Here is a 16,651-nt window from a genome sequence, read left to right as displayed (position 1 = left end):
TGGCGATCGCGACAGGGCGGCCCGCCACGGCCACCCCCGGAGCAGGAACGATCCGCACCACCAGAACAGACCGGAGGCTCCATCCATGACCACGGACCGCCGCAGCGCCGCCTGGTTCCAGGCCGAGGGACGCAACGGCTTCATCCACCGCTCCTGGATGCGCAACCAGGGCTTCGGGCCCGAGGTCTTCGACGGCCGGCCGGTCGTCGGCATCGCCAACAGCTGGTCCGAGCTCACCCCCTGCAACGCGCATCTGCGCGAGGTCGCCGAGGCCGTCAAGCGCGGGGTCTGGGAGGCGGGCGGGCTGCCGCTGGAGTTCCCGGTGATGTCGCTGGGCGAGACCCTGATGCGCCCCACCACCATGCTGTTCCGCAACCTGATGGCGATGGAGGCCGAGGAGACCATACGGGCCAACCCGCTCGACGCCGTCGTGCTGCTGTCCGGCTGCGACAAGACCACGCCGGGGCTGCTGATGGCCGCGGCCAGCGTGGACCTGCCGGCGATCATGGTGACCGGCGGCCCGATGCTGAGCGGCAAGTTCCAGGGCCGTGACCTCGGCTCGGGCACCGACGTGTGGCGGCTGAGCGAGGAGGCGCGGGCCGGCCGGATCTCCGCCGCCGACCTGGCCGAGGCCGAGGGCTGCATGTCGCGCAGCCGCGGCCACTGCATGACCATGGGCACCGCCTCCACCATGGCCTGTCTGGCCGAGGCGCTGGGCATGCAGCTCTCCGGCGCCGCCGCCCTGCCCGCCGTGGACGCCCGCCGGTTCGCGCTGGCCCAGGCGTCAGGACGGCGCGCGGTGGAGATGGCCGACGACGGGCCGCGTCCGAGCGCGGTGCTGACCCGCGCCGCGTTCGAGAACGCCATCCGCACTAACGCCGCGCTCGGCGGCTCGACCAACGCCGTGGTGCATCTGCTGGCCCTGGCCGGCCGCGTCGGCGTGCAGCTCGACCTGAACGACTTCGACGCGCTGGCCGCCGAGGTGCCGGTGCTGGTCGACCTGATGCCCTCGGGGCGCTTCCTGATGGAGGACTTCGCCTACGCCGGCGGGCTGCCCGTGGTGCTGCGCCAGCTCGGCGAGGCCGGGCTGCTGCACCGCGACGCGGTGACCGTCAGCGGCCGCACGACGGGTGAGGAGACCGAGGGCGCCCGCTGTTTCAACGACGAGGTGATCCGGCCGTTCGCAGAACCGTTTCGTCCGGCCGGCGAGGGGACCGTGGTGCTGCGCGGCAGCCTCTGCCCCGACGGCGCCGTGCTGAAGGTGTCGGCCGCCTCGCCCGAACTGCTGCGGCACCGCGGCCAGGCGCTGGTCTTCGACCGGATCGAGGACTACGTGGTCGCCGCCGACGATCCGGAGCTCGCCGTGGACGCCTCCACGGTGATCGTGGTGCGGAACGCCGGACCGCGCGGCTACCCGGGCTTCCCCGAGGTGGGCAACCCGCCCGTGCCCAAGGTGCTGCTGGCCGAGGGCGTGACCGACATCGTGCGGATCAGCGACGCCCGGATGAGCGGCACCGGGTACGGCACGTGCGTGTTGCACGTCGCGCCCGAGGCCGCGGTCGGCGGCCCGCTGGCGCTGGTGCGCACCGGCGACTGGATCGAGCTCGACGTGCCCGCGCGGCGGCTGGAGCTGGACGTGCCGGCGGACGAGCTGGCCCGGCGCACCCCGGCGCCGCGACCGGAGGAGGACGAGGCGCCGAAGCGCGGCTGGGCCCGGCTGTACACCGAGCACGTGATGCAGGCCGACCGCGGCGCCGACCTCGACTTCCTCACCGGCGGCAGCGGCGATCCGGTGCCCCGGCACTCCCACTGACCGACGGCGCCGGGTGCCGGCCCGGGTGTCAGGCGCGGGCCAGGACCAGCACCTCCGAGGGCGTGATCGTGCCGTCGGCGCGTTGGCGGAGCACCGTGATGCCCGCCGCCGCCGTCCGGTACAGCTCGGCCAGGCCGCGGTCCCGCTGGTTGTGCTCGGCGACCGCGGCCAGCGTCCGGCAGGCGAGGTCCAGGTAGGCGGCGTCGTCGGCGTCGAGCGCGGTGGGCGCCGGCCCTGCCGTGCCGAGCAGCGCGGCGGTCTCCTGGGCCAGCAGGCCGGCGAGCCGGTGCAGCGCCGGCGAGCCGCCGGTCGGCTCGGCGTGGCCCAACAGCCGGCCGGTGGCGCGTTCGACGATCCGGTCGAGGTCCTCGGGGAACACCACGTAGCCCGTCAGGTCCGCGCACAGCGGGGCGGTGAGCCGGTCGTCGCCGTGCTCCGCCGGGTTCCGTTCCTGGTCCTCCCGCTCCCGCGTGCCCGCGCCGCGCGCCGCGAGCAGCGTGAGGCTGGCCAGGATCAGCGCGGCGATCCGGCTGCGGACGTGCACCAGCCGGCGCTCAGGGGCGAAGTCCACCTCGTGGTCGTGCGCCAGGTTCACCGCGAGCGCGGCGCTCGACTCGCGGTAGAGGTCGTCGTGGAGGTGTGCCCGGGTGAGCCCGCGGAACAGCCGGCGGGCGTGGTCGCCGTCGACGAGGGTGAGCGCCATGTCGTGACCGCGCGAGAGCGCCCGGGTCAGCTCCCTGGCCCGGGACAGCTCCCGGACCAGCTCGCCCGCGCGGCAGACGTTGTCGGGCAGCAGCCGGGGGAGCTGCGGTTCGTGGGTCAGCGCGTGGGCGAGCTCGCTGGCGTGGTCCAGGTGTTCGTCGAGCGCGGCGTCCAGCTTTCCCCAGGCCCCGCGGGCGGCGCCGCGCCAGGCGCCCGGGGCCTGCGCGCCGCCCCCGCCCCAGGCGCCCGGGGCCGGCGCGGCGCCGCCGTCCCTGGCCTCGGCGTCCTGGGCGGCGTCGCCCGGTCCCGACCCTGGCCCGGACTCGTCCGCGTCGAGGAAACGCGCCAGGTCGCGGGCCGGGGTGAGGTCGTGCGTCCGGGAGAGATCGCGGGCCAGCTCGCGGGCGTGCCCGCGGGCGCGGAGGTTGACCCGGGAGAGCTCGCCCGCGTAGTTGATGGGGTGCCGGCTGGCCCTGGCCAGGTGCCGGGTGAGCGTGTGGGCGAGCCGGTCGGCGAGGTTGAGGTTCCGGGTCAGGCGGCGGTCGAGCGCGTCGTAGGCGAGGCTGATCAGGCCCGACTGGCCGACCGTGAGCACCTTCTGGCAGTCCCGGTACAGCCGCTCGTCGAGACCGTCGGGACGCCGCTCGGCGGCGCGCGCGGCGGCGGGCCGGGTCGCCCACGGGTGGGCGGCGCCCTCGGGCACCAGCAGGCCGGGCGCGGAGTCCTCGGCCGGGTCGGCCGGCAGGTGCCACACCGTCTGCCCGGCGGCGCGTTCCACCAGGTCGAAGGCCGAGTCGTGGACGTCGGCCCGGGTGAGCAGCCGCCACGAGGGCCCGTCCGGGCGGAGCTCGTTGAGCCAGTCCACGAAGTCCCGCGCCTCCCGCCAGGACAGGCCCACCACCGGTTCGCGCGTCCTGCCGGACGGCGGGACGGGGACCGGGCCGCCCGGCCGGTCGGCGGCGAAGTGCCGGTAGGTGTCCAGGGAGACGGGTCGGGCGCTGACCAGCGTGTCGTCGCCGAGCCTGACCACGTCCTGGAGCTGGCGGGTGACGGTCACCGCGGTCATCAGCCGGCGCCGCCTCGAGGTGACGTGCTCGGTGAGCGCCTCGCGGCGGAACTCCTCCAGCCGGTGGGCGGCGTCGGGCGCGAACTCGGTGGCCACGTCGGCGCAGTCGAAGGCGAGCGAGAGCGCCGGGCAGGTCTGGGACGCCAGGCAGGCCTCGACGATCGGCGCCGGGTCGGTGCGCGCCGCGTACAGCAGTGTGGTCTCCCGCCACCAGTCGTCGTCGACGGCCTCGACCAGCACGTCCGTCAGCCGGTGGTGCAGGATGTGCGCGGCCGCCAGGTGCTCCTGGAGCGTGAGGTGGGCGAACGCGTAGAGGCCGCGTTCCCGTTCCACCAGGAGCCCGCCGTGGGCGACCTGGCGCAGGAAGTCGGCGACCGGGGTGCGGAGGCCCACCCGGGAGAGCGTCGGCGGCAGCACGTCCTGGGCGGTGGCGACGTCGATGTCGCGCAGCCGGTCGGTCATCATCCGGAAGGCCAGCGCGCGGAGCACGATCTCGTTGCGCGCGCCCACCGCGTCGGTGTCCGTGTCCGCCGGGTTCTTGGCCTGTTCGCGGCGCCAGAGCAGCACCTCGCAGATCTCCCGCAGCAGGTCGGCCCGGCTGCCGGGCAGCGCGCCGCGGTAGCGGTGCACGTTGGCGATCATCGTCAGCAGCAGCGGGTTGGCGGCCAGCTCGTAGAGCGCGGGGCGGTCCCGCAGCCGCTTGAGGAGCCCGGTCGCCTCGTCGGAGGCGCGTTCGGCGACGCCCACGTCGTCGACGCCGCTGTGGATCCGCTCGACGGCCCGACACCAGCCGTGCACGAAGCGGGTGATCTGTCGGCCGGTGAAACGTCTCACCTGGAGCACCTGGGCGCGGTTCAGCGGGGCGCTGAGGTAGCCGTGCGGCCGCGAGGTGAGCACGAAGTCGTTCCCCGGGTACTGCTCGATCTGCTCCTCGACCCAGTACGACACCGCGCGCCGCTGGTCCTCCCTGGCGACCTCGTCGAGTCCGTCGAACAGCACCACGCAGCGTCCGGCGCGGAGTTGTTCGGCGAACCAGCCGGGCGGCTCGTCGTCCCTGAGGCGGCGCAGCGAGGCCCTGACGACGTCGGGGAGGGTGAGGCCGGCGCCGCCCTCGGTGACCGCGGCGGTGATGGCGGCGGCGTGGTCGCGCAGGAACACGAGCACGGGCAGGTCGCGCCGCTGGCCGCCGCGGCGCGCGGCGAGCCGGGAGGCGAGATGCTTGAGCAGGGTGGTCTTGCCGGTGCCGGGGGCGCCGATCACCGCGAGCGCGACGCCGTCGGGGCGGCCGAGGAAGTCGCAGATCAACCGCCGGCGATGGCCCTCGCGGTCGGTGCCGGCAAGCGGCTGGCGCGGGGTCTCGTGCGCCGGGCGGGGGGCGAGGCTCACGTCGACGAAAATGTCGGAGAGTTCCGGGGTAAAGGTGCCCCGGGTTGCGAGGCCCTTGAGATCGACGAACCGGTGTCTGCTGAGCAGCGTCTCGCGGTAGTCGCGTTCGAAACGCGCAGCACGTAGCCGTAACCGGAGGTTGACCGGCCGGACATTGCCGAGAACTCGGCCCGGAAAGCCAAGGGTGAAAAGACCAACGCGTGCCACCATTTCCGAACGGTTGCCTGGCACAGTAGCCCCCTGAATGAACGTGCAAACAGTACCGCTGCCATTCATACCGGCTGGCGGGCGTCGGTGTGCCCCGAATGGCGAAGATGCCGCAAACGCGCCGGACTTGACCTGGTCGGGCAGGTCCCGCGCATATGCGTCGGGCATGCCCGGCCACCCGGTCACATGTTCGCCGAATGAGTGACAGAGGGCCGGAAAGGGGTCAGAGCCAGCCGTTGCGGCGGAATCCCCGGTACATCAGCAGGCAGGAGAGCGCGATGACCACCAGGACCGCCGGGTAGCCGAGGGTCCAGCCGAGCTCCGGCATGTGTTCGAAGTTCATGCCGTAGAGCCCGCAGACCATCGTCGGCACCGCGAGTATGGCGACCCAGGCGCTGATCTTCCGCATGTCCTCGTTCTGCGCCACGGTCACCTGGGCCAGGTTGGCCTGGAGGATCGAGTCGATGAGCGCGTCGTAGTTGCTGATCCGCTCGGCGGCCCGGGCCAGCAGGTCCGCCACGTCCCTGAAGTACGCCTGCACCGCCTCGTCGATCACCGGCAGCCGCTGCTCGGCCAGCCGCCGCATCGGCCCGGCCAGCGGGGTGACCGCCCGCTTCAGCTCCAGCAACTCCCGCTTGAGCTGGTAGATGTGGCCGGAGTCGGCGCCGCGCCGGTGCGGCGCGAAAACCTCCAGCTCGACCTTGTCGATGTCGTCCTGGAAGGCGTCGGTGACCGCCAGGTAGTGGTCCACCACATGGTCGGCGATCGCGTGCAACACCGCGGCGGGACCGCGCCCCAGATGCTCGGGGACCGCCTCCAGCCCCTCCCGGATCGGGCCGAGCGAACCGTGCCCGCCGTGCCGCACGGTGATGACGAAGTCCGAGCCGACGAAGACCATGATCTCGCCGGTCTCCACCACCTCGCTGGTCGCGGTCAACCGGTCGTTCGCGATGTACCGCACGGTCTTGAACACCGCGAACAGCGTGTCGTCGTAGCGCTCCAACTTCGGCCGCTGGTGCGCCTCCACGGCGTCCTCGACGGCCAGCGGGTGCAGGCCGAACGTCTTGGCGACGCCGGCGAACTCCGCCTCCGACGGCTCGTGCAGCCCGATCCACACGAAGGCCCGGCCGGGCGCCCTCCGCACCATGGCGATCGCCTCGTCGGTCGGGCAACTGCCGGACTGCCGGACGCCGTCCAGGTAGACCACGCAGTTGACCACGGCGGAGCCGAGCGGCGAGCGGCCCGGGTGCGTGAGGTCAACCTTCTGCCGCCGGGGCTGCCGATGCGCCCGGCGCACCGCCTGTCGCAACGCGGGAATCACCGACGCGCCCTCCGCCTCCGTACTTTCCGAACCGGCCACCCGGCCCAGTATGCCCCCGCCCGTTCGGCTCCGTCCCACGGCGGGCACCACCCTTGGTCGCACCCCCGCCGACCTTCGGACCCGCGGGCGCCGGCGGGCCGCTACGAAAGACGGGGCGCGCCGCAGTATTTCGCCTGATTTCCCGGAGTTCGCCGACTCGTAGCTTCGATTCCGTCGAAAAGGCCGCAGCGCGGCCCGGAACGGACGGAGAAATGCGTCAATGGCTCGGCGGACTTCGGGACGAATGATAAGGCGCGCGATCGCGCGCGCCGCTGTCCGGAACTCGGAAGGGAACTCCGAACGGCATTGCGTGGGTGGCGGCCTCCCGCCGTCTCCGGTGCCCGGGAGACGGCGGGGCACCCGCCCGGGCGTCGGCGTTCTCGCCGCGCTCGTCGCCGCGACCTCCCTCGCCCTGGGCGGTTGTGCGGCCGACCGCGTCGCGCCCGAGACGGTCAGGAACGAGGCGGCCGAGGACGCCGGCGGCGCCTTCGGATCCGTCGACTGCCGGGCGGCGAAATGCATCGCGCTCACCTTCGACGCCGGTCCCGGCCCTTATACCGCGGAACTGCTCGACGTTCTCGCCGAACGGGACGTGCCGGCGACGTTCTTCCTCCTCGGCAAGCGGCATATCGACACCTATCCCGAACTCGTCAGGCGCATCGCCGAGGAGGGCCACGAACTCGCTAACCACACCTGGTCGCATCCCCGGCTCACCGAACTCGACCGGTCCGAAATACGCGAGGAACTCACCCGCACCCAACGCGCGATAGCGGAGCTGACCGGCGTCACGCCCACCCTCATGCGGCCGCCCCAGGGCCGCACCGACGACACGGTCGGCGAGGTCTGCCGGGACCTCGGCCTGTCCCAGGTGCTGTGGAGCGTCACGGCCAAGGACTACGACACCAACGACTCCGCCCTCATCACCCGCCGCGTGCTGGACCAGGCGGACCGGGACGGCATCATCCTGCTGCACGACATCTACCGGGGCACCGTCCCCGCCGTGCCCGGCATCATCGAGGCGTTGCGGGACCAGGGGTACACCTTCGTCACCGTCCCCCAGCTGATGGCCCCGGGGGTGCCCGAGCCCGGCGTGGTCTACCGCTGAACGGCGCGGGCCGGTGCGGATGCGGCGGGGCTCAACGTGGCCTCGCGGAGCGGGGTCGCCTCAGCCCTCGCCCGCCTGGTGGACGGTCAGCGCGATCTGCACCCGGTTGGTCATGTCCAGCTTGGTGAGGATGTGCGAGACGTGCGCCTTCACCGTCGGCACGCTCATGTGCAGCAGCGCCGCGATCTCCGCGTTGGTCAGGCCCTCCCCGACGGCGACCGCGACCTCGCGCTCGCGGTCGCCCAGCAGCGCGAGCCGTTCCCGCGCCGCCGCGGCCCGGCCCGCCGTGTCGGACTCCGCCGTCACCTGGGCCGTCACCTGGGCGATGAGCTGCCGCGTCACCTCGGGCGACAGCACCGGCTCGCCGGCCGCCGCCCGGCGCACCGCCTCGACGATGCCGCGCGGCGGCGTGTCCTTGAGCAGGAAGCCCGCCGCGCCCGCCCGCAGCGCGCGGAGCACGTAGGCGTCCGCCCGGAACGTGGTCAGCACCACGATGTGCGGCCGGTGCGGATGATGGCGCAGCGCCTCGGTCGCCGCCAGCCCGTCGAGGACCGGCATCCGGATGTCCATCAGCACCACGTCGGGCCGGTGCGCGTCGACCAGCAGCGGCACCTCCCCGCCGTCGTCCGCCTCCGCGACCACCTCGATGTCCTCGGCCCCCGCGAACATCAGCCCCAGTCCGGCGCGCACCAGAGGGTCGTCGTCGACGAGCAGCACGCGGATCATGCGGGCCAGGGTAGCCAGGCCCGCACCACGAACTCCCCGCCGGTGCCCTCGTACGTCAGCCGACCGCCGGCGAGCGCCGCGCGCTCGACCAGCCCGATCAGCCCCTGGCCGGTGCCCGGACGCTCGCCCGCCGGATTCGACGCGGCGTCGGGCAGCGGGTTGCGTATCTCCACGGTCAGGCCCTCCTCCGGCGCGCCCTCCAACTCGACCCGCACCGGCTCGCCCGGGGCGTGCTTGCGCGCGTTGGTCAGCGCCTCCTGGACGACGCGGTAGGCCGCCAGACCGCTGGCTCTGGGCACGCCGACGAGCTCGGTCGGCCGCCGGCTGACCTCCACCTCCATGCCGGCCGCGCGGCACTCCGCGACCAGCGTCCGCAGGTCGCGCAGGGTCGGCAACGGCCGGGCCGCGTCCGACTCCGCGGTCGCGGGGTCGCGCAGCACGTCGAGCACCGTGCGGAGGTCCTGCAACGCCTGGTGCGCGCTCTCCCGGATCACCCCGGCCGCCCGCTCGATCTGCTCGGGCGAGGCCCGGGGGAAGTACTCCAGCGCCCCCGCGTGCACGCTGAGCAGCGACAGCCGGTGCCCGAGCACGTCGTGCATCTCCCTGGCCACCTGCTCCCTGGCCCGCCGCTGCGCGCGCTCGGCGCGCAGCGCCGCCTCCGCCTCGGCCCGGCTGGCGCGCTCCCTGAGGGAGTCCACCAGCAGGCGCTTCGAACGGAGGTAGAGCCCCCAGCCGACCGTCCCGCTGATCAGCAGGCAGCCGACGATCGGCATGACCATCAGCGGGAGCGGGCGCACCGAGAGCCACAGGCTGCCCCAGCCCGACATCCAGGTGACGAAGACCACCGAGGGAAGCACGGCCAGGCCGGCGACCCAGGCGGTGGTCCGGGGCGCGCACCGGACGGCCACCGTGTACAGCGCCACCATCGTGGGGACGGCTGCGGTCGCGAACAGGCTGAGCGCCAGCAGGCCGACGGCGACCGGGACCGGCCGGCGTCGCCGCCACCAGAGCACCCCGCAGGCCAACAGCCCGAGGAACTGGTCCGCCGGAGGCAGACCCGAAGGCCACGGCGACAGCTCGCTGGCCCGCAGGGGCGTGACGCCGGTGATGAAGTACGCGAGGAACAGGTCGTCGCTCGACGCCCTGGCCAGGACGAAGGTCACGCCGGCCGCGCCCAGCACGACGCCCGCGTCACCGAGCCGTTCGCGGGTACGGGTGCGCATGGTGCCCCCGATGCTACGGCCGCCGCGTCCGCCGTCCGCCCTGGCCCGGCCCGTCACGGCCGCCGCCCTCGCCCGCTCCTTGACCCTTGCCGGCCGACGCCCGGCAGGGTGTCCCGGCTCGCCGCGCGAGGCCGTTGTCCCTCGCCCTCGTGCGTTACGCCTGGCCGGTCTCCGCCCGCAGCGCGTCCCGGACGCCGTGGCGCGTCAGCGCCGTGAGGTCCGCGGTCAGCGCCGCCCGGAGCTCGGCGGACTCGGCCGCGTCCGGCCAGTCCCGTCCGAACACGCCGTCCAGCCGGAGCAGCGCGTCCACCACCGCGCCCGGCGCGCCGGCGGCGGCCCGCACCTCGCCCAGCGCGTCCGCCCGCGGGTCGTCCAGCGGCAACGGCGCGCCCGTGTCGTCGCGCTCCGCGGCGACGTACCGCATCCATCCGGCCAGCGCCAGCACCAGCCAGCGCGGCCGCCGGCCGGCCGCGAGCTGCTCGCGCAGCGGCGCCACCAGCCGGGCCGGCAGCTTCGCCGTGCCGTCGGTCGCGACCTGCCGGGTGGTGTGCCGCAGCGCCGGGTTGGCCAGCCGGCGCAGCACCCGCGTGCGGTAGTCGGCCGGGTCGAGCCCCGGCCCTGGCCGCAGCGTGGGGAGCATGTCCTCGGCGGTGAGCCGTTCCACGAACGCCCGCAGTTCGGGCAGCGCCAGGGCCGCGTCGATGGTGTCCGCGCCGGCCAGCCCGCCCAGGTAGGCGAGGGCGGAGTGGGTGGCGTTGAGCAGCCGCAGCTTCGCGGTCTCGTGCGGGGTCACGTCCGCCACCAGATCGGCGCCCGCCGCCTCCCAGGCCGGGCGCCCGGCCGGGAAGTGGTCCTCGATCACCCACCGGCCGAACGGCTCGGCGACGACCGCGCCCTCGTCCCGCACGCCGAGCAGCGCCGCGACCCGGTCGCGGTCGGCCGGCCGGGTCGCGGGCACGATCCGGTCGACCATCGTCGAGGGGAACGCGACCCGCTCCGCGACCCACGCGCGCAGCTCCGCGTCGCCGGACCCGTCGCAGGACGCCTCGACGAGGCGGCGCACCACCGCGCCGTTGCCCGGCAGGTTGTCGCAGCTCAGCACGGCCAGCGGGCCGCCGCCGCGGGCGCGGCGCAGCCGCAGCCCGGCCACCAGGCGGTCGATCGCGGTCGGCGGCTCCCGGGAGCCACCCACCCGGTAGCCCTTCTCGGTCACCGTCAGGGTCAGCACCCGCACCTCGGGATCCGCGATCCGCGCCGCCGCGGCGGCCTCGTCGTCCGGCGCGCACAGCAGCTCCACGAGGCTGCCCACCACCCGCGCCGACTCCGCCTCGCCCGCCCCGCCCACCGTCAGCGCCGTGTACAGCCCGTCCTGCGGGGCGAGCCGCGCCACGACGTCCCGGCCGCGCTGGGTGATACCGCAGACGCCCCAGCCCGGATCGCCGGCGGCGGCCATCGCGTCCTCGGTGTAGACGGCCTGGTGCGCCCGGTGGAACGCGCCGGGGCCCAGGTGCACGATGCCGACGCGGCGTTCGTCCAGCGGCACCCGGGGGCGCGCGACCTCGGCGGGCAGCCGGCCCAGGGCGGCACGCGTCAGCCGCTCAGTAGCGGACGTGCTTGCCGCCATCCACGATCACCACCTCGCCCGTCACCATGTCCATCGCCAGCAGCCCGAGCACCGCCTGGGCCACGTGTTCGGGCCCGGCCGTGGCGCGCAGGGGGACGATCTCCCGCTCCTCCCGGGCCCGGGCCGCGAAGCCCTGTTCGCCGTGCAGCCCGGTCTGCCAGCGGGTGGCGACCGTGCCGGGGGCGACCGCGTTCACCCGGACCTCGGGGGCGAGCGCGCTGGCGAGGTTCCTGGTGAGCTGGAGCAGCGCCGCCTTGCTGACACCGTAGGCGATGGAGGAGCCGCCGGCGCGATAGCCGGAGACGGAGGCGACGTTGATGATGGCGCCGCGCGCCGCGCGCAGGTCGGGCGCGAGGGCGCGGGCGCAGCGGAACGCGCCGACCACGTTGACGTCGAGCAGCTCCTGCCAGACGTCGTCGGTCAGCCCTTCCAGGTCGTGGTCGGGGACGGCCCGGGTGGTGCCCGCGTTGTTGACCAGGATGTCCACCCGGCCGAACCGGGCTCGGGTCGCCGCGGCCAGCTCCCGCACCGCCTCGTCGTCGCCGACGTCCGCCGGCCGGGCCAGTGCGGGCACGCCCAGCGCCTCCGCCTCCGCGACCACCGTGGCGGCGTCCTCCGCCGACCTGGCGTAGCCGACCACGACGCCCGCCGCCCCGGCGCGGGCCAGCGCCAGCGCGGTGGCCCGGCCGATCCCGGTGCCGCCGCCGGTGACGACGGCGACCCGTCCGTTGAGCCTCATCGCGCCCTCACCTGCCGCCGATCGCGGGCAGTTCCGCGTCGGCCATGTCGACGCCGCGGGTCTCCCGCGAGTACAGGAAGGCCACCAGCGACACCGCGGCGGTCAGCGCCAGGTACAGCGCGATCAGCCACGGCGAGCCGTCGCCGACGTCGAGCAGCCAGGTCGCGATGAACGGGGAGAACCCGCCGATCGCCGCGCCCGTCTCCCGGGAGGCGGCGAACCCGGTGTAGCGGACCCGGGCGCCGAACAGCTCGGCGTAGAACGCGGGCTGCACCGCGATCATGGGCGCGAGGCCGAGCCCGGTCATGACGATCAGCGCGACCCAGATCAGCACCGGCACGCCGGTGTCCATCAGCAGGAACAGCGGATAGGCGAACAGCCCGGTGAAGACGACGCTGAAGAGGTTCAACGGGCGCCGCCCCACCCGGTCGGACAGCGCGCCGTAGACCGGCTGCAGCGCGATGACGACGAGCCCGAAGCCGATCACCCCCGTCAGCGCGACCCATTTCTCCAGGTCCAGCTCGTCCGTCACGTACGACACCGAGAACGTCGCGCAGATGTAGACGAGCGACGTGTCGCAGACGTGCGCGCCGATCCCGACGAGGAAGTTCCGCGGATAGCGGGTCAGCGTCTCCCTGGCCGGCACCCTCACCACCTTCTCCTGGCGGCGCATCCGCTCGAACACCGGCGACTCCGCGACCCGCAGCCGCACGTACAGGGACACCGCGATCAGCACGAAGCTGAACAGGAACGGGATGCGCCAGCCCCACGTCTCCATCTGCCGGTCCGGCAACAGCTCCACGAACAGGAACGCGACCGTGCCCAGCACCAGCCCGATCTGCACGCCCATCTGGGCGAAGGAGGCGTAGTAGCCGCGCCGTTCGCGCGGCGCGTGCTCGGACAGCAGCGTCGAGGCGCCGCCGAACTCCGCGCCCGCGCCCAGGCCCTGACAGATCCGCATCAGCACCAGCAACGCCGGCGCCGCGATGCCGATCGAGTCGTAGGTGGGCAGCAGCCCGATGATGCCGGTGGACAGCCCCATGATCAGCGTCGTCATCACCAGGGTGACGCGCCGGCCGAGCCGGTCGCCGATGGAGCCGAAGAGGAAGCCGCCGAGCGGCCGGAAGAGGAAGCCGACGCCGAACGTCGCGAAGCCGATCAACGCGCCGGTCGTGGCGTCGTCCTGGACGAAGAAGTGGTCGTTGAAGACCAGGGCGACCGCGGTGCCGTAGATGAAGTAGTCGTACCACTCCAGGGCGGTGCCGACGATCGACGCCGAGATCACGCGCCGCAGTTCGCCGTCGGGCGCCGTCGCCTCGGCCGTCCCGGCCGGTCGGGAAGTGGTGGTCGGTGTCGTCGGGTCCTCGGCCATCGCTGCCTCCTTGGGGACGTCAGGGGCCGTTCTGCTCCGGGTGCTCGTTCTCTTCCGGCTCTTCCGGCTCTTCCGGCTCTTCCTGCTTCTCCGGCTTGTCCGGGTGCTCGGACTGCTCGACGAGCTCGGTCAGCTCGCCCCACGTGGGGAGCGGAAGGGGAATGCCGTGGGCGAGGCGGTGGGCACGGGTGCGTGCCTCGGGTTCGCCGGGCACCAGGACCTCGTGGTGGCCCTCGGCGAGCGGCGTGCGCGCCAACTCGGCGCAGAAGCTCTCGGTCTGGTCGCGGAACTCGGCCAGCGGCACGAACGCGTCGATCCGCACGCCGATCAGCACGGTGCCGAACCCACCCTCGTAGCCGGGCAGGCTGGAGATCCCGGTGTGGCTCAGCAGGCCGCCGGTGATCTCGATGACGACGCTGAGCGCGTAGCCCTTGTGGCCGCCGAACGGCAGCAGCGCGCCGCCGGCGTAGAAGTCGGCGGGGCGGGTGGAGGGCGCGCCGGCGGAGTCCAGCAGCAGGCCGGGGGCGACGGAACGGCCGTTGGTCCTGGCGACGTTCAGCTTGCCCTCGGCCACGGCGGCGGTGGCCCAGTCCATCACCACCGGCGGCCGGCCCTCGGCGCGGGGCAGCGCCCAGGACATCGGGTTGGTGCCGAGCCGGCGCTCCCGGCCGCCGTGGGGCGCCACGGTGGGGTCGGCGTTGGACAGCGCGACCGCGACCAGGCCGCGGTCGGCCAGGTCGGCGGTGTACTCGCCGAGCCGGCCGACGTGGTTGCAGTCCCGGACGCTGACCACGCCGACGGCGAACTCCCCGCACAGCGCGGCGACCTCCTCCGCGGCGCGGCGGGCGGCGAGCTGCCCGAAGGCGCGCTGGCCGTCGACGACGGCGGTGGCGCCGGTGCGCGAGCGCACCTCGCCGGTGCGGGTCGGATCCACGACGCCGTCCCGCACCCAGGTCAGGTAGCCGGGCAGCCGGCGCACGCCGTGCGAACCGTGGCCTGCGAGGTCCGCCTCGACCAGCGAACGGGCCACGCGCCGCGCCGCGTCGGGACCGGCGCCGGCCGCCGCGAGCAGCGTCGCGCCGAGCTCCGTCAACTCGTCGGCGCCGACGAGCCGCTCCTCGGCGCTCGCCGCGCCGGCCCTGCTGGCCTTGCCGGCTTCGTCCGCCGGTTCGGTGCTGCCTGTGCTGTGTGCCGCGGCCTCCGTCACGTCTGCCTCGCTCACTCGCGCGCTCGATATTCCGTGGGGTGGAACACCATTCCGACTTCGGTCTGCGTGATGCTGCCACGCGATCGCTCCGCTGTGAACCCCGTCACACGAGATCCCGCGAATCGCGGCGCTCGTGCCCTTCCCCGGCGGGACCGGGGTCCCGTGGCGATACATCGGAACGTGGCTATACGGTGTATCGGCATGAGACACCGTATAGCCGTGGTGGGCGGCGGCCCCGCCGGCCTCACCTTCGCCCGCGTCCTGCACCGCCACGACCACCCCGTCACCGTCCTCGAACGCGATCCCGCCCCCGACGCCCGCCCCCCGGGCGGCACGCTGGACCTGCACGAGAAGCTGGGCCAGCTCGCGCTGGAGAAGGCGGGGCTGCTGGCGGAGTTCCAGGCGCTGTCCCGTCCCGAGGGGCAGGCCATGCGCATCCTCGACCCGGACGGGACCGTGCTCCGCGACTGGCGACCCCGTCCCGATGACCTGGCCAATCCCGAGATCGACCGCGGGCACCTCCGTGACCTGCTGCTCGGCCCCCTCGACGTGCTGTGGGGGCGGGGCGTGACGGAGGTGGTACCGGGGACCCGGGACGGCGCGCTGGTCCGTTTCGCGGACGGGCGCCAGGAGACGTTCGACCTCGTGGTCGGCGCGGACGGCGCCTGGTCCCGGGTCCGCCCCGCGGTCTCGTCCGCGACGCCGCACTACACCGGCGTCACCCTGGTCGAGACCTCCCTGGACGACGTCGACGCCCGCCACCCCGACCTCGCCCGGCTGATCGGCGACGGTTCCCTGGCCGTGTACGGCGTGAACCGCGCCCTCGTCGCCCAGCGCAACAGCGGCGGCCACGTCAAGGTGTACGCCCAGTTCCGCGCGCCGCTGGACCGGCACCCGCACCCGGACCCGGCCGACGTCGAGGCCGTGCGGTCAGGCCTGCTGGGCCTCTTCGACGGCTGGGCCGCTCCCGTCCTCGACCTCCTCCGGCACGGCACCGCGTTCGCCCACCGCCCCCTCCACGTCCTGCCCGTGTCCCACTCCTGGGCCCACGTTCCCGGGGTGACGCTCCTGGGTGACGCCGCCCACCTGATGCCCCCGTTGGGGGCGGGCGCGAACCTCGCGATGCTGGAGGGCGCCGAACTCGCCGAGTCCGTCGCCGCCGCCTCCGGCCCCGGCGATCTGGACGAGGCCGTCCGGGCCTTCGAGGAACGGATGTGGGCGCGCGCCGGCAGGTGGGCGGAGATCACGACGGCCGGTCTGGAACGCCTCGTGAGCCCGGACCCCGCCGAGGCCATCGCCCTCTTCGACGAGGTCCAGCCGTCCTGAGGCCGTCAGCTGGCCCGTTGGGTCAGGTCGCTGTGCTGGAGCGGGGCGCCGAGGGACAGGGAGACCCGTCGGGCCGTGTCCGCGACCGCCCGGCCGCAGCCGGGCATCGCGGCGACGTCCGCGGGATGGTTGAGCGCCGCCGCGCTGATCCCTCCGATCACCTGCCCGGTGTGGTCGAAGACCGGCGCGCCGACCGCGACGACGCTCTCCTCGTTCTCCTCGTTGTCCTCCGCGAACCCGCGCCGCCGGATCGCGGCCAGCTCGGCGAGCAGCGTCCGCGGCTCCGTGTGCGTGTGCCCGGTGCGCGGCGGCATGCCCGCGCGGCCGAGCAGCGCCCGGACCGCCTCGTCCGGCAGGCACGCGAGCATCGACTTGCCCACCGAGGTGGAGTGCAGCGCCAGCGTCATGCCGACCCGCGAGGCGAGGTGGTACGGCCGGTCGCCCTCCACCTTCGCCGCGTAGACCGCCGCGTCGCCCGCCAGCAGCGCGAAGTGCACCGTCCACTTCGTCTCCCGCTGCAGCTCGTCGAGCGCGGGGCGTACGTGGTTCGGCAGGTCGATGGCGGGCTGGTGGCGGCCGACGAGGGTCAGGATGCGCGGCCCACCCACGTAGCTGCCGTGCTCGACCTGGCGGGCGAAGCCGCGTTGGACCAGCGTCTGCAGGATCCGGTGCACGGTGGGCTTCGGCAGCCGCGTCGCCTCCGCCAGCCCGGCGATGCTGCGGTGCTCGGCCAGCGCCTCAAGAACGTCGAGCGTCTTGTCCGCGGCGGTACGCCGGGCTTCGCCGGTCATGCCG

Annotated in this window: 12 protein-coding genes; 3 read left to right on the top strand and 9 right to left on the bottom strand. The window is 74.2% G+C overall.

Features of this window, described 5'->3' with window-relative positions:
- Positions 1-85: 85 nt before the first annotated feature.
- Positions 86-1,813, top strand: a complete 1,728-nt coding sequence (locus ABGB06_RS04975) for an IlvD/Edd family dehydratase (protein ID WP_347585662.1) — start codon at positions 86-88, stop codon at positions 1,811-1,813.
- A gap of 28 nt (positions 1,814-1,841) precedes the next feature.
- Here the strand turns inward: ABGB06_RS04975 and ABGB06_RS04970 are convergent, their stop codons facing one another.
- On the bottom strand, positions 1,842-4,967 hold the full coding sequence (locus ABGB06_RS04970) for an NACHT domain-containing protein (RefSeq protein ID WP_347585660.1): 3,126 nt from the start codon (positions 4,965-4,967) through the stop codon (positions 1,842-1,844).
- 430 nt (positions 4,968-5,397) lie between these two features.
- Positions 5,398-6,495, bottom strand: coding sequence for a magnesium and cobalt transport protein CorA (locus ABGB06_RS04965; RefSeq protein ID WP_347586548.1), 1,098 nt, complete (start codon positions 6,493-6,495; stop codon positions 5,398-5,400).
- 376 nt (positions 6,496-6,871) lie between these two features.
- Here ABGB06_RS04965 and ABGB06_RS04960 point away from each other — a divergent pair, with 376 nt between their 5' ends.
- A complete protein-coding gene (locus tag ABGB06_RS04960) occupies positions 6,872-7,639 on the top strand; it encodes a polysaccharide deacetylase family protein (RefSeq protein WP_347585658.1) in 768 nt (255 codons plus the stop codon).
- A 60-nt stretch (positions 7,640-7,699) separates the two neighbouring features.
- Here ABGB06_RS04960 and ABGB06_RS04955 read toward each other — a convergent pair whose 3' ends face one another.
- The 6 genes from ABGB06_RS04955 to ABGB06_RS04930 all read right to left on the bottom strand — a co-directional run bounded on the left by ABGB06_RS04955 (position 7,700) and on the right by ABGB06_RS04930 (position 14,545).
- Positions 7,700-8,365, bottom strand: coding sequence for a response regulator transcription factor (locus ABGB06_RS04955; protein ID WP_347585656.1), 666 nt, complete (start codon positions 8,363-8,365; stop codon positions 7,700-7,702).
- Positions 8,362-9,588 carry a histidine kinase gene (locus tag ABGB06_RS04950; RefSeq protein WP_347585655.1) on the bottom strand — a complete coding sequence of 409 codons (1,227 nt, stop codon included), beginning with the start codon at positions 9,586-9,588 and terminating at the stop codon, positions 8,362-8,364. The genes ABGB06_RS04955 and ABGB06_RS04950 overlap by 4 nt, the downstream gene beginning before the upstream one ends.
- 154 nt (positions 9,589-9,742) lie before the next feature.
- Positions 9,743-11,212 (bottom strand): mannitol dehydrogenase family protein, encoded by a 1,470-nt coding sequence (locus ABGB06_RS04945; RefSeq protein ID WP_347585653.1) that lies wholly within the window; start codon positions 11,210-11,212, stop codon positions 9,743-9,745.
- Positions 11,187-11,951: an SDR family oxidoreductase gene (locus ABGB06_RS04940; protein ID WP_347585651.1), complete on the bottom strand. Its 765-nt coding sequence runs from the start codon at positions 11,949-11,951 to the stop codon at positions 11,187-11,189. The genes ABGB06_RS04945 and ABGB06_RS04940 overlap by 26 nt, the downstream gene beginning before the upstream one ends.
- A 7-nt stretch (positions 11,952-11,958) precedes the next feature.
- The gene (locus ABGB06_RS04935) at positions 11,959-13,323 is read right to left on the bottom strand and encodes an MFS transporter (protein WP_347585649.1); all 1,365 of its coding nucleotides are present in this window, start codon (positions 13,321-13,323) and stop codon (positions 11,959-11,961) included.
- Positions 13,324-13,342: 19 nt separating this feature from the next.
- Positions 13,343-14,545, bottom strand: a complete 1,203-nt coding sequence (locus ABGB06_RS04930; protein WP_347585647.1) for an Ldh family oxidoreductase — start codon at positions 14,543-14,545, stop codon at positions 13,343-13,345.
- 186 nt (positions 14,546-14,731) lie between these two features.
- On the opposite strand from ABGB06_RS04930, the gene ABGB06_RS04925 reads away from it, so the two are divergent.
- Positions 14,732-15,856, top strand: coding sequence for an NAD(P)/FAD-dependent oxidoreductase (locus ABGB06_RS04925; protein WP_347585645.1), 1,125 nt, complete (start codon positions 14,732-14,734; stop codon positions 15,854-15,856).
- A 5-nt stretch (positions 15,857-15,861) separates the two neighbouring features.
- On the opposite strand, the gene ABGB06_RS04920 is transcribed toward ABGB06_RS04925, so the two are convergent.
- Positions 15,862-16,647, bottom strand: coding sequence for an IclR family transcriptional regulator (locus ABGB06_RS04920; protein WP_347585643.1), 786 nt, complete (start codon positions 16,645-16,647; stop codon positions 15,862-15,864).
- Positions 16,648-16,651: the final 4 nt, after the last annotated feature.

The organism is Streptomyces sp. B6B3 (assembly GCF_039871525.1).
Classification (GTDB): domain Bacteria; phylum Actinomycetota; class Actinomycetes; order Streptomycetales; family Streptomycetaceae; genus Streptomyces.
Note: the sequence above shows the minus strand (reverse complement) of the source record. Positions and strands in the feature narration are given on the sequence as shown.